Genomic DNA, 23216 nt, shown 5'->3' on the forward strand with positions numbered 1-23216 from the left:
ACAGGGGCCTTTTTTATTGGAATTTATTGCCTTGCTTGGCTAAGTCCGCCAGCATCAGTTCGCGAATAATTGGTATTGGTGCACTGCCATAGCTCAGGAACATCTCATGGAACCCCTTGAGGTTAAAGTTGTTGCCCATTTTCTTTTTGATTTCCTCGCGCAGGGCCAAAATATCTGTAAAGCCAGCAAAATAGCTGGTGAGCTGCACTTGGCTTAAGGTCGCCCTGCGCCATTTACCCTCTGCTTCAGCCTGTTGCTGAAAGGCATCCCTGACCATTAACTTCATCGCCTCTGCTTGGCTGATACCCTTTACCTGTACCTCATAATCCAAAATGGTATTAGTGATAGTGCGCAAGTTCCACTTGTAGTACATCAGCCACAGCTCAGGGGAAAAATTACCGTAACCCGCATCCAGCATCATGCGTTCCGCATAGACGGCCCAGCCTTCGATCATGGCAGTATTGCCGAGAATAGTTTTCAGGATACTGGGGGACTGGTTGGCGTAAACCAGTTGAGTGTAGTGCCCGGGAATCGCTTCATGGATATTGAGTATCTGCAGGATATAGTCGTTGTATTCTCGCAGTAAGCTCTCCGCCCGTTGATCGGAGTAGGTCTCTATGGGCATCACGTTGTAATAGGTATTTGCATTTTTATGGTAGGGGCCAGGCGCATTAATGGAAGCTACAGCAAAGCCTTGCATATAGGCTGGAGTTGTTCGAACTACCAGTGGCTTTTCCTTGTCCAGGCTTAACAGGTTTTTTTCGGCCACAAACTCTGCCAGCTCCGGGATCTGTTGCTCTACTTTTTTCTTGAAAGTGTCTTTGGTGGCATGATATTGGGAAAGCTTGTTCAGCAGCTTTTCAATTTTTACCAGTGGCTCGTTGGGTGGGGAATCAGAAGGAAAGTATTTTGGCCAGAGTTGATCGGCAAGCTTGGTCATTTTATCGTGGGTTAGCTGCTTCTCTATGATGGCGCGCTGGTATAGTTCAGCAGCGCTCATTCCAATATTGATATCAAACTGGAATTTTTCTTCGTAGAGTTTTTCACCGATACGAAAATCACGGAATTTTCCGGATTTAGTCAATTTCTTTTGTAGGTTTTGTAGGAAGTGGATATAGCTTTGTATCGCTAAGCGAGAATCGTGCATTCGCCGTAGGAAAATCTCCTTTGCGTCCGCAGGCATCTGACTTTCTTTAACCGTTTTTTCCAGCTCTTCACCAAAGACTTCCAGTGAGCCTGTACTCTGTTGAATTGCTAATTCAAGCTGTGGCGCTGCCGGACGATAGATAGCTGCCTTAGCGGCCTGATAGTACTCAGGCACTTGCAGCATACGAGTGCTAACGGTATGTAGGCGCTTTAGAAGTGGCGCATAGTCGGTGTTTAGGATCAGGGCAAAAGAATGGGAAACATTATAGATGGATGGGTCCCATTGGTATGACTTAAAGCGGGTATATTGCCATTGCAGTCGCTGCAGAAAATTTTCTATAAGAGCGAGATTACTGCGTGAATTGATATTGAGCTGGCTTTTATCCAAGGCTGCAAATTTGCGTTCATAGATTTGAGCAAAATCCAATACAAATTCACGATAACTCTTATCGGGCACCTGAAGCTCTTTGGCTACTTCATAGTAGCCTTCACTGAGCGCCCAGGATGGGAATAAATTCCATAGGCCGTGTATAAATTGCTGACAGAGCTGCTCGAATGCCAGGTTTGTCTCGGAGCGCATTTCCTCCAGGATAACCTTCTCTGGTGGAGGAAGGCGCTCTCTATCCACTTGCTGGCGCTCACAGGCTCCTAGAGATGCTAGAAGTAGTAATAGACTGAGGTGTGCTTTCATGACAATCCTCACGTTAATCTGCCGATGTCGACCCAAGGCTGCGGTGGCTATAGATCGTCCAATATTTTTAGCATGCGGTTCCATTTTGTGATGGTAAAACCGGATAAAATGCGTTTTTGAGCCCTGTACTTGTTTCGTTAAAGGGGGGCGGGTAGAGTGAGGCCGGCCCAATTGAGCCGATAATAAACAAGGTTTTGAGGACCGATTCATGACCGAACTAGCTCAACAACAATGTGAAGCCTGTCGTGCCGATGCGCCGCTGGTGAGTGATGACGAACTACCAGGACTGCTGCGGCAGATCCCTGACTGGATGCCGATGACCCGTGACGGAATTATGCAGCTGGAACGCGTGTTTAAGTTTCGTAACTTCAAGCAGGCTCTGGCGTTTACCAACCGTGTCGGCGCGATTGCCGAAGAGGTGGGGCATCACCCCGCACTGCTGACTGAATGGGGTAAGGTTACGGTTACCTGGTGGAGTCACGAGGCTAAGGGCCTGCACAAAAATGACTTTATCATGGCTGCTCGCACCGATGAGCAGGTGGATGCCGCTTAACTAGTATTTCTTGTGGCGCCTATATCCGGCTTTGGGAGGCGATGGACCATTTGAAATAGCACTCACCGGTTCTTGGTAATCTTAGGGCTGGTGAGCATCCCAATTTAGCCCCTTTTCCCCCAAGACTAGGGGGGTCGTCTAAAGGGAGATAAGTCTTGTCAGAGTATACTTCAACGGTGACCTGGAAACGCGACGAGCAGATTTTCACCGATAATCAATACAGTCGAGCCCACACCTGGCAATTTGATGGTGGGGCATCTATCCCAGCCTCCTCTTCCCCCCATGTTGTACCCATTCCCTATTCAGTGGTTGAAAACGTTGATCCAGAAGAAGCTTTTGTAGCGGCTCTGTCCAGCTGCCACATGTTGTTTTTTCTATCGATTGCAGCCAAGCGAGGATTTGTGGTTGATGAATATTGCGATGAAGCTATAGGAATTATGGGGGCCGATAAGGATGGCCGAATTGCTATGACTAAAGTTACCCTGCGTCCTTCAGTGCGCTTCTCCGGTGAAAAACAACCCAGTCGCGAGCAGTTAGAAAAAATACATCACCTTTCCCACAAACAGTGTTTTATTGCGAACTCCGTGAAAGCTGAAGTGGTGACAGAGATCCAGGAAATTCCAGTTTAAGTACCTTCCTATAACGATTGGGTTGTCGCTGGGTACTAGGTAGGCTTAGCGGTACTATTAATTTGTTTATTTTATTCGGCAAGGTATGTACACAATTACTGAGAAAGTAGCTTCTACCGAGGATTTCCTCAAACTGCGAGAGATAACAGGCTTAACCCCCAGAAGCCGTGAAGCAGCGGAAAAAGGCCTTCCAAATAGCTTGTACGGTATCCATATAAAAAGACAATCTGAAACTGTCGCTATGGGCCGGGTAGTGGGGGATGGCGCACTTAATTTTGAGATAGTGGATGTTGCTGTCGATCCCAAACCAAGGTGTTGGCCTGGGGCGTCAGATCATGGAGCACATTATGGCTTACCTGGATCGAGAAGCCCTTCCTTCAGCATATATTACGTTGATGGCAGATGTTCCCGAGCTTTATAAAAAATTTGGATTTGAATTGAGCCGTCCAGACACTGAAGGGATGTATCTTATCAAATAATGGCACAGAGCTATTATTGTGGATTCGAAGTTGGCTTTACATCAATGAACGAATGATTGATTCAGTGTTGGCTATATCGTTTATGGTATTGAAATCATTTAGGTGTTGAATAGGTTGCTTGTGTTTCATCATATAGTTGATTCCTTTAATTGCGTTACTTTGGATCTCGAGAATTTTTCTGGTACGGAAGATCAGTTCTTGGTTGAACTGGTAGCCATTATAGAAGTATCCAGAGTTAACAGCCGAAAGTTGATATGGATAGATCTCCGAGATGCACTTACCCGGTTTATCCCGATATGCCTAAAGCATGGTTTTACATTTCATAGCTGTCGGGATTCTGCTACAAGGCTGGTTCTTAAGCTTCAGGAAGATGCATATGTTCCCTTCTACCCAACCCATACGGTGGGAGTTGGGGGATTCGTACTTCTTGATGGGCAACTACTCTGTGTCCAGGGCCACAGCGCAGCATTGAGCCCGAAGCTGCCTGGAGGAACCGTTGATCTGGGTGAAAAGATAGCCGATGCGGTGATTCGTGAGGTTTATGAGGAGACCGGTGTGTCCTGCGAGTTTTCCTCAGTACTCGGATTTGCTACCCGATTTCCTACGAATTTAGGCTATACGGATATCTACTTCGTATGTGAATTGAGTGCCTTAAATCGGGATATTTCAATAACAGATACGGAAGAAATTAAGCATGCTTCCTGGGTAGATATTGACCACTACTTAAATGGAGGGCATATCTCAGCATTTAATAGACATGTAGCTGAAATGTCCATGCAAAGGCTTGGTTTAACCCAGGTCAGCCAGGACTCTTACAAGGATCCCTTCGCAAAGCAGGAAATATTTTGGACTAATGCTTAAAAGGTCCAAATGATTGGTTGAGTATATATCGCAGTTTAACCACTTACTTTTGAGGCAGGGGGGGGAGAGACTAAGCTGCATTCTAAACACATTGTGAATTCTTCATTCTCATTGAGTCCAGAACATGGCGTGTGATTTTCTTTCTCTTCTGATTATTAAATTATTAGTGGGTTAAATGGTTAGCTGGTGGAAAGATGGAGTGTTCCTATGAAAAGCAAATTTATAGCTATTTTAATTACTGCAGTTTGGAGCTTAACTGCTCAATCCAAAGAGATAACTATCGGTGAGCGCAAGGTTATTATCTCGCAAACTCTTAAAGAGAAAAGGGAGTACTGGATTTCTCTTCCCACATCCTTTAAAGAAGGTGGATATGACGCCTCCATGAAAATTGGTAAACCCCTATTTTCAGAAAATGTTTCAGATTTGGTCTGAACTAACCCATCTGATTAACTTGTTGGAGCAATGAGATAGTTTTACATTCGTGACAGGCTGGACTTCTTTGTCATACCATGTAGTGTCTACTTAGTTTTAACTTCATTCGTATGGTAGTATCTACATTTTATGGGAATTGTCACAATTCTATTTCTTGGTTTCGGTTGCTACTATTTTGATTGGGGTATCTGAACGTCAGGTATGTAGATATCTTGTTGAGTTAAGTCGTGCGTGTATGTGTTTGGTTATATAGACTAAATTTCAGATGGGTTGTTTTGAGGGTAGCTCCCCTTTAAAGTAGCTGACACCTTATATTCGTATTTTTGGCCATCCTTTCATGTTCGTCATGGCTTTTGAGCCTAAGCGAATAATTCCTTCTTATATGGTTATAATATCTATCATGATACTAAAATAAACTGCTTCTCAGATGCTTGACTGACTCAAAATCAACCTTTTAAAACTCCCAGTTTTTAATGTCTGAAAAATAATTCTACCTACACATTACTATTCATAAATCCAGGACGGTTCATGCTCGGTTGGTCTTGCCCACAAAAAGTAGACACTCTAACTATGCGTATTTTCGCTCATACTCTGCTGGACTTACATAGCCCAATGCAGAGTGCCTACGAACCCTATTGTAGAAAATCTCAATGTATTCAAACACCGCAGATTTTGCTTGCTCTTCGCTTTCGAATGCTCTGGCATAGACCATCTCGACTTTTAGCCTGCTAAAGAATGATTCCATTGCCGCATTGTCCCAACAGTTAGCCTGGCGACTCATACTCGGCTTGCACTTACTTTCAGACAAGAGATCCTGGTATTTCTGCGATCGATATTGCACACCCCTGTCAGAGTGAACTATTAGTCCAGGCTTTATTTGTCGTCGCTCTAGGGCCATTTTCAACGCTCGATGTGTCAACTCATCGGTCATCTGGGAGTCAAATGCCCAACCTACAATACGTCGAGAGTACAGATCCATAACTACCGCGAGGTACAACCACCGCTCCAGAACCCAGATATACGTAATGTCACTGGTCCAGCGGCAATTTGGTCGATCCACATCGAAGCAACGCTTAAGTAGGTTGGCGGCGACATTGATATTCCTCTCTACGGGCTGACTATATCGAAAGCCTTTGCCGTTTCTCGCTTTAATATGCTCCTGTTGCATAAGCTTAGCGACGTAGTTCCGTGAGCATGACTCGCCTAATTCTTGAAGCTCGCAAGCGATTCTAGGCGCTTCATAACGACCTTTAAATTCAGAAAACGTTTCTCGGATGTTCTCGGTTGTTCGTATCTTTCTAATCATGCGAGCAGATGGCAACCGCCCCCGTCATCGATAATAACCCGATCTTGAGACTTCTAAACACCGACACATCAAGCTAACCGGGAATGACCCTAAATGCTCTTGTATCAGCGCGTACTTTACTCTTGGTGGTTCGCAAAGTACGCAGCTGCCTTTTTTAGAAACTCAACCTCCTGACGAGCTTCATGCAGCTCCTTCTTGAACTTGCGAACTTCAGCGCTTTCCTGTTTGGAATAGTCGACACCGTCTAAACTATTGAACTGCTTATCAGACAGTCGATTAAATTGACGACGCCAGTTGTAGATCTGCTGTACGCTGACGCCTAGCTCTCGCGCCACAGAAGCCGTTGTTACTCTAGGCTTTTCCGCTCTCTTAACTGCTTCTCTACGGAACTCCTCCGTATACGCCTGAGTTCTTTTCTTACCCATGATACACCTCCGTGTTAGGCCTAAACCTAACTATACAGGGTGTCTACTAAATGTGGGTAAGTCTTCGGTTTAACGCCTATACTTTGAGTCGGTTTCTATATTCATAAGCACCGGGCTCAGCCCCCTGTCACTGTGATATTGAATCAGGCTCTATATTGCTGCGGCGAACGGCTTTATTTAAAGTTGATAGTATAAATTCAACAGTTCTTGTGTCCGACAACTCCCAACCCACTATTTATGGGGAGTAAGGGGCAATAATCATAGATAAATATTGCCATTGCCCATTTATTTTCAGGAGGGTCACATCCCCCGCCTGTTGAAAGTTTGGTTTAGTCTACATGCCAATTTCTATTGGCAATTTTTCAAATTTAATACAAGAACTTGCAGACAAAGGACGTCAGTAATAAAACTAGCCAGTTTTCCCCTCGGTTTCAGCTTCTTTTATAAGGTGTTTAGCACGTTTTGATTCATTCGCACTCATTTAGCTTTCAGCTCTGAACTAATTCTTGATGCATCCATAATTGCCATCATGTTCCATATAGAAAGTCTCTATACACACTAGAATTCGCCAATTTTCTATGTCACGAGTATTCTCATCACGGTTTAGCCATTTAGAAAAATCCTTGGGGTGAAACATTCAAATATCTACATAAGTGTAAGATAAAAAGCCCCGCCGGTTATGAGCTATTAACGTGAATCTTTCAGTCTTGGATCTTTTAGGTATACTTCCCACCGTACTAGGAAGTCATTTTATTTTTGAAAATTCTTAACTTGCTTTCTTAAATATTTTATCTCTTTATCATCAGTTAGAGACCAAGATTTTGTTGTCTTTGTCATGCTTGTTCTACGGTTGGACTACTCAGCCAGTTTCTCTGCCACAATCTATACACCATTGCTGGATATAGGCTTATAATCTTGGTGATAGAAGCCGTATCTACTTTCAGTTGACTAATGAACGCTGCCATTCTAACTTTGAGCTCTTTTGAATATTCATCAATACGTACTTTGCTCAGTATTTTCGGCATTTTCTCTTCCCCTATTCAGATGGTAGGCGTCCACTCAATCGGGAGAAAGTATTTTTGGCAGATAACGTTGTATTTTTGTCTTTATTGGCACTAGGGTTGCTCAAAAAATTTATTGAAAGTGGGACGGAGAGTTCATTCTATAATACGTGCTTGCAAAATGTGAATTTATATTGATGTAATACAAGTCGGTTCACTTTTTGCCCATTTATAGGCATTATTATTTTGGTTGTATAAAGTGAACTGATAAGGGTAGCTCTATGAAAGCTCTAAGATATATATGGATTTATTTATGCCTCATTATTAGCTTGCCAATTACTGCAAGCGATTCCAGTTTTGATTCCTTTGTGGAGTCCTCTTATACCGAACTACTTAGGCGAGATCCCGAATGGGTTGTGATTCGTCAGGTGCAGGATGAAGTGGGACTTTCTTATCCTGGGATTACTCCAATTTCGTTGTCCTACAAACTTAAAACACTTGCTATGTATGCAAGAACTCTAAAGAAACTTAACACATACGATCGGCGTGAGTTAAGTGAGAAGCAAAAAATAGATTACGATTATTATCACTGGTTCTTAAGTAATTATATTGCAGTTGAAAGTCATTTGCAGTTTAGTGTAAATGCACATAGTGCTTTGCGTGTGACGAATATATTTTATAGTTTACCTCTTAATAATCATTCTGATGTTGAGGGTTATTTGAGCCAAGTAGAGTATTTGCCTGCTTATTATGCGTCGATTTCAAATTGGGTTGATTTTAGGGCGAAATTGGGGATAGTGGATCACCGAGAGATTATCCTGGGTTTGGCAGAGCTATTTGAATATTGGGGTGAAAATCCTAATCAAGATGTAGCTTATGTTATCTTGGATGCTGCAATAAAAAAAATGAATATTTCAGATGAGAAGCGTAACGAGTGGCTACTGCGGTGCAAATCTATTTTAGAAAATCAAGTCGCATCAGCTAGGTCAGTGGTCTCCAGTCAACTCTTAGCCTTACTGGATCGAGCTCCTGAAAATCCTGGTTATGCCCAATATCCAGGAGGTGTTGAGTATTACAATAACTTACTAAGTCGTTATGTTAGTTTACGACAAGATGCCTTTGTGGCGCATCAAGATAGTTTGAATTCTTTGGAGGCCATTCATGAAGAAATATATTCTGAGTTTGAGTTGCTTGGCTACGATACTTCTAATGATTTATCTACTCTGTATGCGATGGCGCGTAATGATGCTCCTGTTGTTCAGAAAGAAAATATTATCAGTGAATTTAAGGTCCTCTTAGATGAGGCACTTGTAAAGAGTGTAAATTTATTCCCTGCCGTTGAGTATTCCCCAGTAGAGTTTGTGGAGGGTTACGGTTGGTCATATTTTCCGGCTAATAAAAACAAAATTGCCCACTTTACAGTAGATACATCTGAGGATACTAATTTGTTAGAGCTGCCAGGGATTGTTTATCACGAAGGAGCTCCAGGGCATCATACTCAATTTACAGTAACTGGCAATTTAGACCTCCCCCTTTTTCGTAGTGTTACTAATATCGATGGATATCAGGAGGGGTGGGGGTTGTATGCAGAGCGCTTAGCTTTTGAGCAGGGTTGGCATGATGATAATTCGTATGGAAACCTAGGTAGATTGCAGTTAGAAGCACTTAGGGCAGCTAGGGTCGTAGTTGATACTGGAATAAATGTAAAGGAGTGGACTATTGCAGAAGCTGGAGAGTACTTATCTAATGCTACGGGAATATCAGGCCGAGACATTGATATAGAAATTGGACGTTCTGTTTATACACCGGCACAACCAAGTTCATATTATCTAGGTTATGAATTTTTACTTCAACTTCGTGAGGCAGAAAAAGATAAAGGGAGCTTTGACATCAAAGAATTTCATGGGAAAGTTTTACAATATGGTGTGGTGCCTTTTGGTGTGCTCACGGAGCAGTTTGGTAGCTCACAGTAACTGCTGTTAGCCTATATTGATTTGGGAGACCCTTGTAAAGGGTCTTTCATTTATTTTCTTAAGTTGGTTGAATGTTGGTTGATATTTTTTAGAGTTGAAATTGAAGTTAATGTTAAAACTCTATAGAGTAAAATTGAAATCCAATTTGACTCATTATATTGAGAGATAATGTCTGTATTTTAATTTTCCAGCTTTTACAGGAAGTGCTAGGTGGCCTGTATTGTTTAACGGGGGCTCCTTTGTCTAAGGAGGCAAAGCTTCATTGATACTCAGATTGTTATTTGGAATTGTTGATCTGGGGGGTAGGTGCGTTTCTCTGGGGGAGCTATATAAAAATTGGTGATTTTTGTGAGTTTATATCTGTTTTGATTTACTTACCTTGTTCCCCGTAAATTTAGCCAGCCAGATTTTTACTTTGTATGTGAGTTGGTACTATTTGAAATAGAGCTTTACTTGGTTTTGAATTAGGCGCCTTCATCAAAACGGGTAGAACTCAAATCCTAACTAACGGTAGAAAGGTTACTCTCAGTAAGTTGTCTAGTTATGAATGATATTTTTGTAACTGAGGATCTAATTGTTATGGCTCACAAGAAGCAAGTGCAGCGCTGCTGTACTGGTAAGAGTTAAGTTATCCCCTCGGATTAAGTCGCCCTCCTTCACCTGCTCTGTGATGTGCCCTGAGGTTACTTTTGCACTTCCACTAATTACATAGATTAAGTGAGTTTCATTTAAAGATAATTGTTCATCTGTTTTTAAGTGTGCAATGTCCATTAAAGTGCTGCTATCAAAAGTACTGCCTTTCTCGTCAATACCTCCATAAATACGAGTGGCGCCATTTAATGCTGGTTTGTAGGTTTTATACCCCGCAGGCTGGCCAGCTTTCTCTGGTAGCGCCCAGACTTGCAGCATTCTGTTTTGCTGTTTGTCTGGATTAATTTCATTGTGAGAGAAACCCTCTCCCCCTGCACGTTGTACCTGAACTTCACCTGCGGCTAAATCCTTGCCGTGTTCTAAAGATCCCTCATGGCTGACCCGACCCTCGACAATGATAGAGATAACATCGATTTCACTGTGCGGATGCATACCCGATGAGCCCTGGGGTAAATAGCGTGCATCAGCTAAATACACCATGTTGCCCAGTCCTTCAAAAGCCTCTGCTTTTTTGCGAGCACCAAATACGCGGCTATCAGTCACCAGTCGATGTTCAGTAATACCTGCGAAGCCGCCTAACTCTAGTGTATCTCGGGCTAAAATTTCCATTTTTTTCTCCGGGTGATTTGTTTGTTGCTGTAGTCGATGGAGTCATTCTAGATATCCCTTTTTGTTTGATATATAGTTGTTTTTCGTAGTCATTATCCCATTTTCAACAACAATAAGATTCTGCAGGTTTCATAGGATGGGCCGTAACGTTGATTTGAACGACATGTTGCTTTTCATGGCAGTAGTGGATGCAGGTAGTTTTACCTCAGCTGCGGAACGGCTTAATTTGCCTAAGGCAAATCTCAGCCGGAAAATTGCCAAGCTGGAACATGCTCTAGGAGTCACTCTGCTAGAGCGAACCACCCGCACACAAAGCTTGACCGAAGCCGGCAGTACCTACTTGCAACACTGCCGTCGAATACAGCATGAAGTCGATCTAGCAGAAAGCAAAGTCGGCAGTTTAGTGAGCAAGGCGTGCGGTAAGCTGCGGGTGCGTGTCTCTGTTGGTGTAGGCCATGCGATATAGAAAGATGTGCTGGGTGAGTTTCTACAGGCCCATCCTGATATTGAATTGGAGTTAACTCTATCTAACAAAAGAGTGGATTTGATCGAGGAGGGCTACGATCTGGTTATCCGCGTGGGAGAGTTGGTTGATTCTCGGTTGATAGCCAAGAAATTAGGGAGAATTAGGCGCCGTTTATACACTAGCCCAAATTACATAGAGCGGCAGAATCTGAATGCCGAGTTAGAATCTTTGGCCGATTGCGAGTTTCTAATTATGAGCAGTGCACAGTATGGCGGCAGGTTGAATTTAACGAATGGAACTGATGTTCGAGAGATAATGATCGAGCCGAGAGTGAGAGTCGATGACTTCTTGATGCTAAAGCAGATGCTGGTTGATGGTTGTGGAATCGCAATTCTCCCAGACTATATGTGCCAACAAGAAGTAGCTGCGGATTTATTGGTGCCAGTATTTCCTGAGTGGGAGATGCCACCGGTGGGTCTTTATGCGCTCTACCCACAACATCGACAAAAATTGCCAAAGGTGAGCTCTTTTTTGGCCTTTGTTCAGCAAGTGTGTATGAATCGACTGGGCTGAACGCGTTAAAAAACCTTTTCAAGATGCATATCAAGCTAAGTAAAGATGTATTTAAATATTAACTCGGTAGATAGCCCTTATTCGTTAGGGCTATCGAAACTTTAGCAAAGGTTTTTTCTGTAAGGTTTAATTCAACTGAAGAAATTCAGGTTAGCGTGGATGCCGTGTGGCCCAAAGTAAAAACTCCCGGTTGCCATTGCCGCCCTTTATTGGACTGTCAATATAGTCTTTCACTTCAAGTCCCAGATCTTCGCATAAGGCGGTGATGCGCTCGCGCACCTCCGGGTAGTATTTGGCATCACGCACCAGACCACCCTTGCCGATCCCCTCCGGGCCCACTTCAAATTGCGGTTTAACCAGACTTAGGAGTTGCCCCGAAGGTTTAAGCAAGGCGGGTAACTGCGGCAGAATGAGTGCTTGGGAAATAAAAGAGACATCCATAACGATGGCATCAAAACCTGCGTCTCCGTGGGGGGAGATTTGGGAGGCTTCCAGGTGGCGTGCATTTACCCCTTCAAATAGGTGCATACGGGGGTCATCCAGTAACTTCTGCGCCAACTGATCTCGCCCAACATCAACACCGACAACTGATGCTGCTCCCCGTTGGAGTAGGCAGTCGCTAAAACCGCCAGTAGAGCAGCCAACATCCAGTGCGTGCCAGCCAGAGGGGTTTAGTCCTGTCTGGTCGAGGATGGCGGCCAATTTCAGGCCCGCTCGGGAAACATACTGGTCTTCCGGTAGGGGGGTGACTTCAAGGGCGCAATCTTCTGGAATGCTCTGCCCGGCCTTGCGCGCGGGCTGGAGGGTACCGCCATCGGATACCATGACCCTTCCGGCATCAATCAGTTTCTTTGCATGGGTGCGGGAGTTTGCCAGCTCTCTCTGTACAAGCAGTTGATCCAATCGGGTCATGTTTCGCGGTGCAATCCTGTTTACATAATTGAGAATACAGGGTCCATGCTAACCTCTGGCTCCAGCAGGTAGAAGTGCGGCTCCGCAAATTGTGGGACTAATCTTTAGTAAGGAGGAGGTTAGCTGATGGCAAAAAGCGTTCTGGATAAGTTCAAAATTCGCAAGGGAAAGGTCTTTGAGGCGCCACTTGAGGGTGCCTTTGGGCGCTTGGTAACTCCCTTTGAAGAGTTTATCCATCGCCAAAGCAGCAGTGGTATTTTGCTGATGCTATCAGCTCTGGCGGCGTTGGTTATTGCCAACTCTCCTTTGCAGGAGGCTTACAAACACCTGTTGCACATGCCCATCAGCCTCAGCGCGGGAAACTGGGAATTCTCTCTCTCCTTACATCACTGGATCAACGATGGCTTGATGGCGATCTTTTTCTTTCTGGTGGGATTGGAATTAAAGCGCGAATTTATGGTGGGAGAGCTGTCCGACCTTCGCCAGGCTGTACTTCCGGTGATGGCGGCAATTGGCGGAATGGTGGTGCCGGCACTTATTTACGCTTCTTTTAATGCGGATAGTGGTGCAGAACGCGGCTGGGGCATTCCCATGGCCACGGATATAGCATTTGCTGTCGGCTGTATTGCCCTCTTGGGGAATCGGGTGCCTCGTGCGGTAGTTACTTTCCTGGTTGCGCTAGCCATTGTGGATGATTTGGGCGCAATTTTAGTGATTGCAATCTGGTATACCGAACAGGTGAATATCACCGCGCTGATTGCGGCGGGTTGCCTGGTAGTGATTATGTGGCTGCTTAAAGCGGCGGGGGTTCGCAGTTCTCCGGCCTATGTATTTGTCGGTGTGCTGCTCTGGTATGAGTTCTACCTGGCGGGGGTACATGCGACTATTGCGGGGGTGATTACGGCAATGGCACTGCCGGCCAAACCCAAATATGACCCGGTGGCCTTTAGTACCTTTGTAAAGGATATTATTCGCAGCTTTGACCGCTGTTTCCGTCCAGGCGATAAGATTATTGCTAACGATGCGTTGCGCGCCCGAGTGATGGCGCTGGGAAATGGCGTCAACCTGGCGCAATCGCCGCTACAGCGCATGGAAACCCGCCTGCACACACCGGTGGGTTTCGTAATAATCCCTATTTTTGCATTGGCTAACGCCGGTATTCCCTTTAGTAGTTTTACCAGTTCTTCGGCAGTGATAAATCCTGTCACCCTTGGGGTCATTTCCGGCTTGGTTGTGGGCAAGCTGGTGGGTATCGTTGGCGCCACCTGGATTGGCTGGAAGCTTGGTTGGGGCAAGTTGCCTAAGTCCGCCAATTTCCAACATATTGTCGGTGTTGCACTCCTTGGCGGGATTGGCTTCACTATGTCGATCTTCATTGCTGAGCTGGCCTTTAGCTCTGAATATGAGCTGTTGATCCAAGCTAAAGCGGGTATCCTACTGGCATCAGTAATTGCTGGAGTGGCTGGGTTCCTGGTATTGCGCAAAGCTCCGGTGGCCGATGAGTTTGAAGTTCATGGGGAGGGGGAGCCCCTGGATGAAGGTGGCAGCGATAGCCTTAGGGAAGGGGAGGACGTAGAACAGCAGCCCAGCCGCCAAGGTTAATTTGTTTTAGCGTTCCTGATGTCACTGCCCCTCGGTCCTGGAGGGGCCTGATTCCATTAGTCTCCAGTTCCCATTGTTAATGTACGTGAGAGAAATAAGAATTATGCATTTGAGAACACTGGCACAGGCGCTACCAGTGCTGGCTATTTCCCTACTGCTTGGGGCTTGTGATGGCCAAACTACAGCTAATAAAAAAGCCGATTCTGAAGTCGGGGTTGATGATCAATCGACTACAACAATTCCCAAATCCGATAGTGGAGGTAGTGCGATGGATAGTCTGGCCCAGGCTTATGTCCTTCTAGTACTTGAACTGGGAAATCACGACGACAGCTATGTCGATGCCTATTACGGCCCGGCTGAATTGCGTGAAACTGCCACCAAGAGTAATGCGAGCGCTGCAGATATCGCCCGGCGCGGTGAGTCTTTACTGGCAGAGCTGCCAGCGGTAATCGACGGCGATGGGTCTATCGAAAACCTGCGTATGCATTACCTGAAGACACAGTTGCGGGCCCTGGTGTTCCATGCTCGTAGTCTGGCAGGAGAGAGCCCGAGAAGCTTCGCCAATGAAGCTCGAACCCTCTACGACACCGAGCCCCCGCAGCAGGATTTGGAAAGTTTTGAACCTATGCTGGAGGAGTTGGAAGCATTACTCCCTGGTGAGCAGCCCTTGAGTGAGAAGGTAGCCAGCTTCCGCAAAGCTTATGAAATTCCTGCCGATCGCCTTCAGGCCGTATTTGATGCCGCCATTAAAGAATGCCGCGCGCGCACCAAGCAGTATGTTTCACTCCCAGCGGATGAGAGTTTTGTTCTGGAGTATGTCAGCGACAAACCCTGGAGTGGCTACAACTGGTATAAGGGGCGTTCGCACAGTCTTATACAGGTGAACAATGGCCTGCCAATTACGATAGATAGGGCTATTGACCTGGGCTGTCACGAAGGGTATCCGGGGCATCACACCTATAACGCGCTGTTGGAGCAAACTCTGGTCAAGGAACGGGGTTGGGCAGAGTACAGCGTTTACCCGCTTTTCAGTCCACAGTCACTGATTGCCGAAGGAAGTGCAAACTACGGGATAGAGCTGACTTTCCCAGGTGAGGAGAAAACCCGTTTTGAAATGGAGGTTCTCTACCCCTTAGCTGGCCTGGATCCGAAAACGGCGGAAAAGTATGAGCAGGTAATGGCCCTGGTAGATAAGTTGGGTTTTGCCGGCAATGAGATTGCCCGCCAGTATATCGACGGGGAAATTGAGGGCGCGCAGGTACCTGCGTTGTTTGAGAAATATACCTTGATGAGCCCCGCCAAGGCGGCACAGCGGAAGGATTTTGTAGATGCCTACGGCGCCTACGTAATTAATTACAATTGGGGTAAGACACTGGTTGCTGATTATGTAGAGCAGGGCAGTCAAAATAATGAAGAGCGCTGGCAGCGCTTTACCCGTTTATTATCCTCGCCGCGCCTGCCGTCATCCCTGGATTGGTAATCATGCAAAAAGGCACTTTGAGAGAGTATTTACTATCGCGACCGGAAGCTATCGAGGATTTTCCTTTTGGCCCGGATGTAGCGGTATTTAAGATTAAGGGGCGTATGTTTGCTACCTTAAGCTGTTACCGCGGGGTGGACGCCAGTAATCTCAAGTGCGATCCCGATGAAGCCCAGGCGTTAAGGGACATCTTTTCCGGTGTTATCCCGGGTTACCATATGAACAAGAAACACTGGAATACGGTGTTGTTGGATGGCACAGTGCCCGATTATGAGATTGAGCGAATGGTAGATCGCTCATATGGCCTGGTGGTTAAGGGGCTTCGCAAGCTTGAGCGGGAGTCCCTGGAACTGGCCTATGGAGCGGAGCTGCTCTACCGCTAGAGGCCCCTGAGAATAGAAATACCCAGATTTAGTCTAGGAGAGGATGTGAACGAATTTATTGTCGATGTAACGGCAGAGAACGCCCAGCAAATTCTGATTGAAGAGTCCATGAAGCGCCCGGTAGTGGTGGACTTTTGGGCCGATTGGTGTGAGCCGTGCAAGCAGTTGATGCCGGTGTTGGAAAAACTGGCCAATGAGTATAGCGGTCAGTTTTTATTGGCGAAGGTCAATGCAGATACCGAGCAAATGCTGGCGGGTCAGCTGGGTGTACGCAGCTTGCCCACGGTAATGGTTTTAAAAGATGGCCAGCCGGTAGATGGCTTTGCCGGTGTGCAGCCAGAGACACAGATTCGTGAGATGCTGGATAAGTATCTGCCAAAACCCTGGGACATAAAGTTGCAGCAGGCACAGGCGTTAATCGGTGAAGATAAAGTGGCGGAAGCCCTGCCTTTGTTGCGTCAGGCTTATACGGAATCGTCTGAACGCACTGATATCGCCAAACAACTGGCTGCTATCTTGCTCGACCAAAACCGTGCCCAGGAAGCGGAGACTGTGCTCAGTAAAATTCTGCTGGCAGATCAGGATGCGGAATACCAGCAGCTGATGGCTCAATTGGAGCTGAAGCAACAGGCAGCAGAAACTCCAGAAATTCAGGCTCTGCAAAAGGCGCTGGAAGAAAACCCTGCGGATAGCGATTCTGCTTATCAATTGGCCGTGCAGTACAGCCAAGCCAACCGCCATGAAGAAGCACTGCAATTATTGCTGGATATTTTGCGTAAAGACATGGGCTTTGCCGATGGTGCTGCCAAGCAGACGTTCCTGGATATTGTAAAAAGTTTGGGTGCTGGCGACCCTGTTGCCACTCAGTACCAGCGCAAGTTAATGACTATGATGTTTTAAAAATACTCTGCCGGTAAACAAAGGGGCCCAAGAGGCCTCTTTGTTTTTGGGGGAGAGAAGGACGATTATTAATGTATAAGCTCTGTGTTTATATTCCCGAGTCTCACTTGGAAGCGGTAAAGCAAGCGCTATTTTCCGTGGGTGCAGGACGTATTGGCGACTACGATAGTTGTTGTTGGCAAGTTCTGGGAGAGGGACAGTTCAGGCCGCTGGATGGGAGTCAGCCATTTATTGGTCGGTCGGGCCAGGTCGAGACTGTGATGGAATACCGTGTGGAGATGGTCTGTGCCGATGAGCTGGTGGATGCTGCTCTCGATGCAATGCGAGCAGCCCACCCCTATGAAGAACCGGCGTTTGACCTCTGGCGATTGGATGATCGCTGCAGTAGTGCCGGCTTAAATAAAGCAGAGGTCTCTTAAAGGCTATCGAGTACCTTTTGTCGTTCGTGGCTTTTTTGCTCGATCGCTTTCGCATCTTCCAGTAATTTTGAAACGCTGGTGTGATGGGTCGGCAGTTTATTTTCGGCGGGGCTACTGTCTTCAACGATCGAGTCGGATCTCAAGTCAATTGGGTCATTGGCAGTGACTGTATTTAGAGGCTTGACGCGGTGAATACGCACGTGTGAATCCAACCCCTCCGGCACGGTGTCTGAGAAGTGCCAGTTCCCATCTTTATCTTTCCAGGTAAAAACCTCAGATGTTTGCTTGTCAGAATCCCCTTGAGATACGAGCCCACTGGAAGTTGCCAACTCTTCAATTTTTGACACTGATCCCTGGGTGGTTTCGCGCACACTTTGCATAGCTCGCTCACCGGTTTCGCGAATCGCTGAAATATCCGGTTTTTGTGGCAGCCAGTCGGAGGGTGACATGATGGGTTTGCCATCTGGGCCCGGTAAGATCATAGGCAGGACAATGCCTACCAGTAACAAGGCACCGAGCATTGGAAAGTATTTCATGCAAACATCCTTTTAATGCAGGGTCATTAACTCATTAAGTAAAGTGGTTTACAGCTTTCGATTGATGACACCGCGGTGTAACTGGTATTGCCCGATACGGGTATCTTCGAAATAGTGCTCCAAAGTGCGGTGCATAATGGGAAATGCAATCTCCCTCCAGGGAATTTCGTCTTCGCGAAATAGCTCAACTTCGAGCGATTCAGGCCCGGGTCCGAAATTCATATCGGTCAATTCACCCCGGTACATCATGTAGACCTGATTGATATGGGGAATATCGTAGACGGAGTAGAGCTCGTCCACGCGGATACTGGCCCGGGCTTCCTCCCAGGACTCTCGCAAGGCGCCCTCTTCGCTAGTTTCGCCACTCTCCATAAACCCGGCAGGCAGAGTCCAGAGCCCCAGGCGCGGCTGTATGGCGCGCTTGCACAGCATCACCTTGTCGCCAACGTAAGGGACAACTCCGACAATAACACGGGGGTTGATGTAGTAAATGGCGCCGCAACTGCCACAGATGTGGCGGGGGCGATCATCGCCCTTGGGAATGGAAAGTGTTACGGCGTTACTGCCGCATTGGCTGCAAAATTTCATGGCGTCAGTATACCCATGCGAGATTTGAGCGCCAGCTTCCGGACCGGTTGACGCCTATAGTTGTTAGTGATGTTGAAGTATAAAGGCGGTATCTACCCTGCGATGGCGCATTTTTTTCTGCTCGGACTAGTGCTCCTTGCCCTTTGCGCCTGTGGCGGTAAAGGCGAAGAGGAAAAGGCGCCACCTCCCCCGCCAGTAGAAGTACTGGTTGTTAGGGAAGAGCCTGTTATCCCCCGCTTTGAATTTGTCGGGCGGGTAGAGGCAACTGATGAGTATCAAGTCCGCCCACGAGTACAAGGGTATATCCAGAGCCGCAATTTTACCGAGGGGGAAACCGTCCAGAAAGGGCAGTTACTGTTTGAAATTGACCCGCGCCCTTTTATTGCCGAACTGGCGAATCAGCGCGCTACTCTGGAACAATCCCAAGCCTCCCTGAGAGTTGCTGAGCGGAACTTCCACCGTGGCCGCCGTTTGGTGGCCACTGGGGCTATCAGCCAGGTACAGATGGATGAGCTTGAAGGTAATTTTGAGGAAGCGGAATCCCAAGTCGATGCCAATCGCGCCAAAGTGCAAAGCGCTGAGCTGGACCTTTCTTATACCAAAGTTTACGCGCCACTCACTGGAAGAATCGGGCGTACAGAATTTCCAGTGGGTTCCCTGGTAGGGCCAAGCACCGATCCCCTGGCCACTATCGTAAAAATGGATCCCATTTATGTGCTCTTTGAAGTGCCAGAAGAGCAACTTTATGCGGTGCAGGTGGATTCCCAGCGGCGACAGCGAGAGGGTTTAAATCCCACTCGCCTGGATGTTCGCATTGAGTTACCCGACGGCAATTACTACCCCCATAAGGGCAAAATCGTATTTATCGATAATCAGATCGATCCCAATACCGGATCGGTAGCGGTGCGCTCCCTGTTTCCCAATCCAGGCCAACTATTAGTGCAGGGCCAGTTTGCCCGAGTTTCCATAAGCGTCTACACCGGCAATGACGCGCTGAGGCCGTTGGTACCCCAGTCAGCGGTCATGGAGGATATGCAGGGCCGTTATGTCTTTGTTTTGGGCAAAGATAATATTGCGGAGAAGCGCTACCTGACCTTGGGGCAGAGGGAAGGGGAGTTGTGGGCTGTAGATCGCGGGCTTGTCGCCGGTGAATCTGTAATCGTTAATGGTTTGCAGAGGGTTGTCGCAGGAAAGCCGGTGACGCCGCAAAACACCCCTAGAAACCCCTACGATGTTGAAGCACCACCAGCCCCTCCCGCCGAGCAAAGTAGTAGTTCTGCGGCGAAATCTGGCTCTACAGACAGTCAAGGGGAGAGAGAGCTACCGGTAACTGATGGGGAAGCGGCACCAGCAAGCCCTGAATCTGAGGGGCATGACGATGACTACAAATAGCTGTCGCTGCCCATGATTAGCGCCTTTTGTATCCGGCGGCCACGATTCGCCTTTGTTATTTCCATACTGATCACCCTCGCTGGGATACTCTCCTTGCCACAATTGCCAGTGTCGCAATTCCCTGAAATAACGCCACCGACCATCAATGTCGCCGCCACGTTTGCCGGTGCCAGCGCCGAAGTAGTACGCGATAGTGTGGCTGTGCCGATTGAGTCGCAAGTTAATGGTGTGGAGGGCATGGATTATATGTCTTCCACTAGTGGCAATGATGGCTCCTACAGTCTCACAGTGACATTCAAGCCTGGCTACGACGATGACATCGCCCAGGTTAATGTTCAGAACCGGGTGGAGCAGGCCACTCCCCAGCTACCTGAGGATGTGAAAAGGGATGGGGTGGTAGTTTCCAAGCAGAGCACCACGCTGTTGTTAGTGGTCAATTTGTTTTCTCCAGATGAAAAGTTTGATGAATTATTTCTGGCGAATTACGCCGAGATTTATTTAAAAGATGAATTGGCGCGGGTGCTGGGGGTGAGCAGTGTTGTTATTTTTGGCTCGCGCAATTACGCCATGCGCCTTTGGCTCGACCCCAACCGAATGGCCTCGTTAGATGTCACCGCCCAGGATGTTATCTCTGCTGTGCAGGCACAGAACGTAGAGGTAGCTGCCGGTCAGATCGGGGCGCCACCGATCCGCCAGGATCAGCAGTTCCAATACAATATTTTGGTGCAAGGGCGCTTGGTATCTCCCAGCGAATTTGAGGACATAACCATCCGCGCCAAGCCCGATGGCGCCATGGTAAAAGTCAAGGATGTGGCGAGGGTGGAGCTGGGAAGTGAATCTTACTCTTCCTATGGGCAATTGGATAACCAGGCTTCAGCAGTGATAGGGGTGTACCAGCTGCCCGAGGCGAATGCGATCGAAGTGGCCGATGGCATTAAGGCCAAGGTTGCTGAGTTGTCGAAGCGCTTCCCCGATGGGCTGGAAGCGGAGATTCTCTACGACACCACCTTGTTTGTAGAGGCCTCAATTAAAGAAGTCGTGGAAACCCTGATTATTGCGTTGATACTGGTAATACTGGTGGTTTTTTTGTTTCTGCAGGATTGGCGCTCTACGCTGGTACCAGCCATTGCCATTCCCGTATCCCTGATAGGCACCTTTGCCTTAATGCTGGCATTTGGGATGACGATTAACACCATCACATTGTTTGCCTTAATCCTGGCGATAGGCATAGTGGTAGATGATGCGATTATCGTGGTGGAAAATACCCAGCGGTTAATGGCTGATGGCCTCCCGCCAAAGGAAGCTGCGCTGGAATCGATGCGTGAAGTTACCGGCCCCGTTATTGCTACTACCCTTGTTTTGTTTGCAGTTTTTGTCCCGGTAATGTTGATGCCGGGAATTACGGGAAAAATGTATCAGCAGTTTGCAGTCACCATTTCAATGGCGGTGGCCATTTCCTCCCTGAATGCACTTACACTAAGTCCGGCTCTTTGTGCCAGTTTGTTAAAGCCGAGTAAAGACGGGGAAGTAGCCGGCATTAAGGAGACCGGTATTTTTGGTTTCTTTAATAAAGCTCTGCATATCTCTACAGGTTTTTATGTGGGAATGGTGAGGGCTTGTATCAAAATACCGCTTATCGGTATCGCCTCAATTATTCTGATTTTATTATTCTGTTATTTGCTCTTTACCCGAATCCCCACCGGTTTTATTCCCGATGAAGATCAGGGCACGTTTATGTTGCACGTGCAGTTGCCAGATGGATCTTCCCTGGAGCGAACCGGACCCATTGTCAATCAAGTGACCGATGTTCTAATGGAAGAGCCAGGTATGGCTCATGTGGTAGGAGTGCCCGGTTACAACCTGCTTACCAGCAGTGTTTCTTCCAATACGGCAATGATGTTTGCTGTGTTAAAACCCTGGGATGACCGCACGAATAGAGAAGATAGCCAGTTTGCCATTATGGATCGGGTACAGAAAAAACTATCTGCAATTCCCGATGCGCAAGTGCTGCCGTTTGTCATTCCACCACTTCCGGGTATTGGCACTGTTGGTGGATTTGAATTTGTACTCGAAGATCTACAGGGGCGTAGTATTACTGAATTGTCACAGGTCTTGTTTGACCTGCTGGGCAATGCCAATCAGCGCAGTGAAATCTCTCAGGCCTTTACCAGTTTTCAGGCCGCTACACCGCAGCTTGAATTAAAAGTAGATAAAGAAAAATCGCATGTGCTTGGGGTCCCCCTGCCGGATGTGTATTTAACGTTGCAAACCTTTTTGGGGGGCTATTACATCAATGACTTTAACCTATATGGAAAGGTCTTTCGGGTAATCGCTCAAGCCGATGCACAATTTCGCGATAAAGAGGAAAATCTGGCTGGCTTTTATGTTCGTGCCAATAGTGGCGGTTTGGTACCGCTGACTTCTATCTCAACTATTACCCCGGTGGTCGCGCCACAAACAATAACCCGTTACAACTTATATAACAGCGTCACTATCAATGGATCACCGGCACCGGGGTATTCCAGTGGCCAGGCAATGGATGCTATGGAAGACTTGGCATCAAAGTTGCCAGAAGGTTATGGATACGAGTGGACGGGCATCAGCTTACAGGAGGTGACCGCAGGTAATCTGGCCCCAATCCTGTTCTCTTTGGCCGTTATATTTGTCTACTTGTTTTTGGTCGCCCAATATGAGAGCTGGACTATCCCCTTTGCAGTGATGTTGTGCGTCCCCATTGCGATTGGTGGCGCTATGTTTACGGTATTTATCGCGGGGTCCATCAACAATCTCTATACGCAGATCGGCTTGGTATTACTGATTGGGATGGCAGCAAAGAGTGCGATTCTGATAGTAGAGTTTGCCTGCGTGGAACGCGATAAGGGGCGGTCTATTGCGGATGCGGCTCTTTCGGCCACGCGCCTGCGATTCCGCGCGGTATTAATGACGGCCATGTCCTTTATTTTAGGGGTAATTCCACTACTGGTCGCCACCGGTGCTGGCGCAGTGAGCCGGGTTTCCCTGGGGCTGGTGGTCTTTGGCGGTATGTTGGCTGCGAGTCTCTTCGCCACTTTGCTAGTGCCTGTGTATTACGCCTTGGTGCAAACGGTGCGGGAAAAGCTGAAAGGGGGCTATACCCCCAAAATTGATGAGGATAAGACCGTGAATGGTGGGTCTGAATCCACCTGAGCCAAGCTGTTGATTGTGTGGTA

General features: G+C 47.2%; 23 protein-coding genes. 15 read left to right on the plus strand and 8 right to left on the minus strand.

Going from position 1 to position 23216, the window contains the following annotated elements; all coding sequences use genetic code 11:
- Positions 1-13: 13 nt before the first annotated feature.
- The gene (locus tag ACJJI4_RS03210; protein ID WP_444927025.1) at positions 14-1837 is read right to left on the minus strand and encodes a DUF885 domain-containing protein; all 1824 of its coding nucleotides are present in this window, start codon (positions 1835-1837) and stop codon (positions 14-16) included.
- 208 nt (positions 1838-2045) lie between these two features.
- Here ACJJI4_RS03210 and ACJJI4_RS03215 point away from each other — a divergent pair, with 208 nt between their 5' ends.
- The 5 genes from ACJJI4_RS03215 (at position 2046) to ACJJI4_RS03235 (ending at position 4791) form a co-directional block, all read left to right on the plus strand.
- Positions 2046-2390: a 4a-hydroxytetrahydrobiopterin dehydratase gene (locus ACJJI4_RS03215; protein ID WP_444894652.1), complete on the plus strand. Its 345-nt coding sequence runs from the start codon at positions 2046-2048 to the stop codon at positions 2388-2390.
- Positions 2391-2545: 155 nt separating this feature from the next.
- Positions 2546-3019: an OsmC family protein gene (locus ACJJI4_RS03220; protein ID WP_444927026.1), complete on the plus strand. Its 474-nt coding sequence runs from the start codon at positions 2546-2548 to the stop codon at positions 3017-3019.
- A gap of 287 nt (positions 3020-3306) precedes the next feature.
- Positions 3307-3498, plus strand: coding sequence for a GNAT family N-acetyltransferase (locus tag ACJJI4_RS03225; protein ID WP_444927027.1), 192 nt, complete (start codon positions 3307-3309; stop codon positions 3496-3498).
- A 120-nt stretch (positions 3499-3618) separates the two neighbouring features.
- Positions 3619-4359, plus strand: a complete 741-nt coding sequence (locus ACJJI4_RS03230; RefSeq protein ID WP_444927028.1) for an NUDIX domain-containing protein — start codon at positions 3619-3621, stop codon at positions 4357-4359.
- A 207-nt stretch (positions 4360-4566) separates the two neighbouring features.
- The gene (locus ACJJI4_RS03235) at positions 4567-4791 is read left to right on the plus strand and encodes a hypothetical protein (RefSeq protein ID WP_444927029.1); all 225 of its coding nucleotides are present in this window, start codon (positions 4567-4569) and stop codon (positions 4789-4791) included.
- A gap of 568 nt (positions 4792-5359) precedes the next feature.
- Here the strand turns inward: ACJJI4_RS03235 and ACJJI4_RS03240 are convergent.
- From ACJJI4_RS03240 to ACJJI4_RS03250, 3 genes are all read right to left on the minus strand, one after another.
- Positions 5360-6112, minus strand: coding sequence for an IS3 family transposase (locus tag ACJJI4_RS03240; RefSeq protein ID WP_444927030.1), 753 nt, complete (start codon positions 6110-6112; stop codon positions 5360-5362).
- Positions 6113-6213: 101 nt separating this feature from the next.
- Positions 6214-6522: a transposase gene (locus ACJJI4_RS03245; protein WP_444927031.1), complete on the minus strand. Its 309-nt coding sequence runs from the start codon at positions 6520-6522 to the stop codon at positions 6214-6216.
- Positions 6523-7355: 833 nt separating this feature from the next.
- On the minus strand, positions 7356-7547 hold the full coding sequence (locus tag ACJJI4_RS03250) for a hypothetical protein (protein WP_444927032.1): 192 nt from the start codon (positions 7545-7547) through the stop codon (positions 7356-7358).
- Between the two features lie 257 nt (positions 7548-7804).
- Between ACJJI4_RS03250 and ACJJI4_RS03255 the strand changes: the two genes are divergently transcribed.
- A complete protein-coding gene (locus ACJJI4_RS03255; protein ID WP_444927033.1) occupies positions 7805-9496 on the plus strand; it encodes a DUF885 domain-containing protein in 1692 nt (563 codons plus the stop codon).
- Between the two features lie 570 nt (positions 9497-10066).
- On the opposite strand, the gene ACJJI4_RS03260 is transcribed toward ACJJI4_RS03255, so the two are convergent.
- Positions 10067-10756: a pirin family protein gene (locus ACJJI4_RS03260; protein ID WP_444927034.1), complete on the minus strand. Its 690-nt coding sequence runs from the start codon at positions 10754-10756 to the stop codon at positions 10067-10069.
- 136 nt (positions 10757-10892) lie between these two features.
- On the opposite strand from ACJJI4_RS03260, the gene ACJJI4_RS03265 reads away from it, so the two are divergent.
- Complete coding sequence (locus tag ACJJI4_RS03265) at positions 10893-11222, plus strand: LysR family transcriptional regulator (RefSeq protein WP_444927035.1); 330 nt, start codon at positions 10893-10895, stop codon at positions 11220-11222.
- A gap of 6 nt (positions 11223-11228) precedes the next feature.
- A complete protein-coding gene (locus ACJJI4_RS03270) occupies positions 11229-11795 on the plus strand; it encodes a substrate binding domain-containing protein (RefSeq protein ID WP_444927036.1) in 567 nt (188 codons plus the stop codon).
- Between the two features lie 150 nt (positions 11796-11945).
- On the opposite strand, the gene ACJJI4_RS03275 is transcribed toward ACJJI4_RS03270, so the two are convergent.
- Positions 11946-12707, minus strand: a complete 762-nt coding sequence (locus tag ACJJI4_RS03275) for a TlyA family RNA methyltransferase (RefSeq protein WP_444927037.1) — start codon at positions 12705-12707, stop codon at positions 11946-11948.
- Between the two features lie 126 nt (positions 12708-12833).
- Here ACJJI4_RS03275 and nhaA point away from each other — a divergent pair, with 126 nt between their 5' ends.
- The 5 genes from nhaA to ACJJI4_RS03300 all read left to right on the plus strand — a co-directional run bounded on the left by nhaA (position 12834) and on the right by ACJJI4_RS03300 (position 17491).
- Entirely contained in the window at positions 12834-14309 is a 1476-nt protein-coding gene (gene nhaA, locus ACJJI4_RS03280) for a Na+/H+ antiporter NhaA (RefSeq protein ID WP_444927038.1), read from the plus strand.
- A gap of 103 nt (positions 14310-14412) precedes the next feature.
- A complete protein-coding gene (locus tag ACJJI4_RS03285; RefSeq protein WP_444927039.1) occupies positions 14413-15789 on the plus strand; it encodes a hypothetical protein in 1377 nt (458 codons plus the stop codon).
- 2 nt (positions 15790-15791) lie between these two features.
- Positions 15792-16172: an MmcQ/YjbR family DNA-binding protein gene (locus ACJJI4_RS03290; RefSeq protein WP_282931699.1), complete on the plus strand. Its 381-nt coding sequence runs from the start codon at positions 15792-15794 to the stop codon at positions 16170-16172.
- Between the two features lie 45 nt (positions 16173-16217).
- Complete coding sequence (gene trxA / locus ACJJI4_RS03295; RefSeq protein ID WP_282931700.1) at positions 16218-17072, plus strand: thioredoxin; 855 nt, start codon at positions 16218-16220, stop codon at positions 17070-17072.
- A 71-nt stretch (positions 17073-17143) separates the two neighbouring features.
- Positions 17144-17491 (plus strand): YqfO family protein, encoded by a 348-nt coding sequence (locus ACJJI4_RS03300; protein ID WP_444927040.1) that lies wholly within the window; start codon positions 17144-17146, stop codon positions 17489-17491.
- Here the strand turns inward: ACJJI4_RS03300 and ACJJI4_RS03305 are convergent.
- Positions 17488-18027 (minus strand): DUF4124 domain-containing protein, encoded by a 540-nt coding sequence (locus ACJJI4_RS03305; RefSeq protein ID WP_444915833.1) that lies wholly within the window; start codon positions 18025-18027, stop codon positions 17488-17490. The two genes, ACJJI4_RS03300 and ACJJI4_RS03305, sit on opposite strands and share 4 nt — an antisense overlap.
- Before the next feature lie 48 nt (positions 18028-18075).
- Positions 18076-18615 carry an NUDIX hydrolase gene (locus ACJJI4_RS03310; protein ID WP_413664813.1) on the minus strand — a complete coding sequence of 180 codons (540 nt, stop codon included), beginning with the start codon at positions 18613-18615 and terminating at the stop codon, positions 18076-18078.
- Positions 18616-18684: 69 nt separating this feature from the next.
- Here ACJJI4_RS03310 and ACJJI4_RS03315 point away from each other — a divergent pair, with 69 nt between their 5' ends.
- Together ACJJI4_RS03315 and ACJJI4_RS03320 are read left to right on the plus strand one after the other, a co-directional pair.
- Positions 18685-20007, plus strand: a complete 1323-nt coding sequence (locus tag ACJJI4_RS03315; protein WP_444927041.1) for an efflux RND transporter periplasmic adaptor subunit — start codon at positions 18685-18687, stop codon at positions 20005-20007.
- Positions 20008-20019: 12 nt separating this feature from the next.
- A complete protein-coding gene (locus tag ACJJI4_RS03320; RefSeq protein WP_444927042.1) occupies positions 20020-23193 on the plus strand; it encodes an efflux RND transporter permease subunit in 3174 nt (1057 codons plus the stop codon).
- Positions 23194-23216 lie beyond the last annotated feature (23 nt).

The sequence above is a fragment of the Microbulbifer maximicatervae (SeqCode) genome, from assembly GCF_052467305.1.

What these genes read in the sequence shown, in the direction of transcription:
- ACJJI4_RS03210 (WP_444927025.1), bottom strand. Translation starts at nt 1,837, where the DNA reads ATGAAAGCACACCTCAGTCTATTACTACTTCTAGCATCTCTAGGAGCC.
- ACJJI4_RS03215 (WP_444894652.1), top strand. Translation starts at nt 2,046, where the DNA reads ATGACCGAACTAGCTCAACAACAATGTGAAGCCTGTCGTGCCGATGCG.
- ACJJI4_RS03225 (WP_444927027.1), top strand. Translation starts at nt 3,307, where the DNA reads ATGTTGCTGTCGATCCCAAACCAAGGTGTTGGCCTGGGGCGTCAGATC.
- ACJJI4_RS03235 (WP_444927029.1), top strand. Translation starts at nt 4,567, where the DNA reads ATGAAAAGCAAATTTATAGCTATTTTAATTACTGCAGTTTGGAGCTTA.
- ACJJI4_RS03245 (WP_444927031.1), bottom strand. Translation starts at nt 6,522, where the DNA reads ATGGGTAAGAAAAGAACTCAGGCGTATACGGAGGAGTTCCGTAGAGAA.
- ACJJI4_RS03250 (WP_444927032.1), bottom strand. Translation starts at nt 7,547, where the DNA reads ATGCCGAAAATACTGAGCAAAGTACGTATTGATGAATATTCAAAAGAG.
- ACJJI4_RS03255 (WP_444927033.1), top strand. Translation starts at nt 7,805, where the DNA reads ATGAAAGCTCTAAGATATATATGGATTTATTTATGCCTCATTATTAGC.
- ACJJI4_RS03260 (WP_444927034.1), bottom strand. Translation starts at nt 10,756, where the DNA reads ATGGAAATTTTAGCCCGAGATACACTAGAGTTAGGCGGCTTCGCAGGT.
- ACJJI4_RS03265 (WP_444927035.1), top strand. Translation starts at nt 10,893, where the DNA reads ATGGGCCGTAACGTTGATTTGAACGACATGTTGCTTTTCATGGCAGTA.
- ACJJI4_RS03275 (WP_444927037.1), bottom strand. Translation starts at nt 12,707, where the DNA reads ATGACCCGATTGGATCAACTGCTTGTACAGAGAGAGCTGGCAAACTCC.
- nhaA (WP_444927038.1), top strand. Translation starts at nt 12,834, where the DNA reads ATGGCAAAAAGCGTTCTGGATAAGTTCAAAATTCGCAAGGGAAAGGTC.
- ACJJI4_RS03285 (WP_444927039.1), top strand. Translation starts at nt 14,413, where the DNA reads ATGCATTTGAGAACACTGGCACAGGCGCTACCAGTGCTGGCTATTTCC.
- ACJJI4_RS03290 (WP_282931699.1), top strand. Translation starts at nt 15,792, where the DNA reads ATGCAAAAAGGCACTTTGAGAGAGTATTTACTATCGCGACCGGAAGCT.
- ACJJI4_RS03300 (WP_444927040.1), top strand. Translation starts at nt 17,144, where the DNA reads ATGTATAAGCTCTGTGTTTATATTCCCGAGTCTCACTTGGAAGCGGTA.
- ACJJI4_RS03305 (WP_444915833.1), bottom strand. Translation starts at nt 18,027, where the DNA reads ATGAAATACTTTCCAATGCTCGGTGCCTTGTTACTGGTAGGCATTGTC.
- ACJJI4_RS03310 (WP_413664813.1), bottom strand. Translation starts at nt 18,615, where the DNA reads ATGAAATTTTGCAGCCAATGCGGCAGTAACGCCGTAACACTTTCCATT.
- ACJJI4_RS03315 (WP_444927041.1), top strand. Translation starts at nt 18,685, where the DNA reads ATGTTGAAGTATAAAGGCGGTATCTACCCTGCGATGGCGCATTTTTTT.
- ACJJI4_RS03320 (WP_444927042.1), top strand. Translation starts at nt 20,020, where the DNA reads ATGATTAGCGCCTTTTGTATCCGGCGGCCACGATTCGCCTTTGTTATT.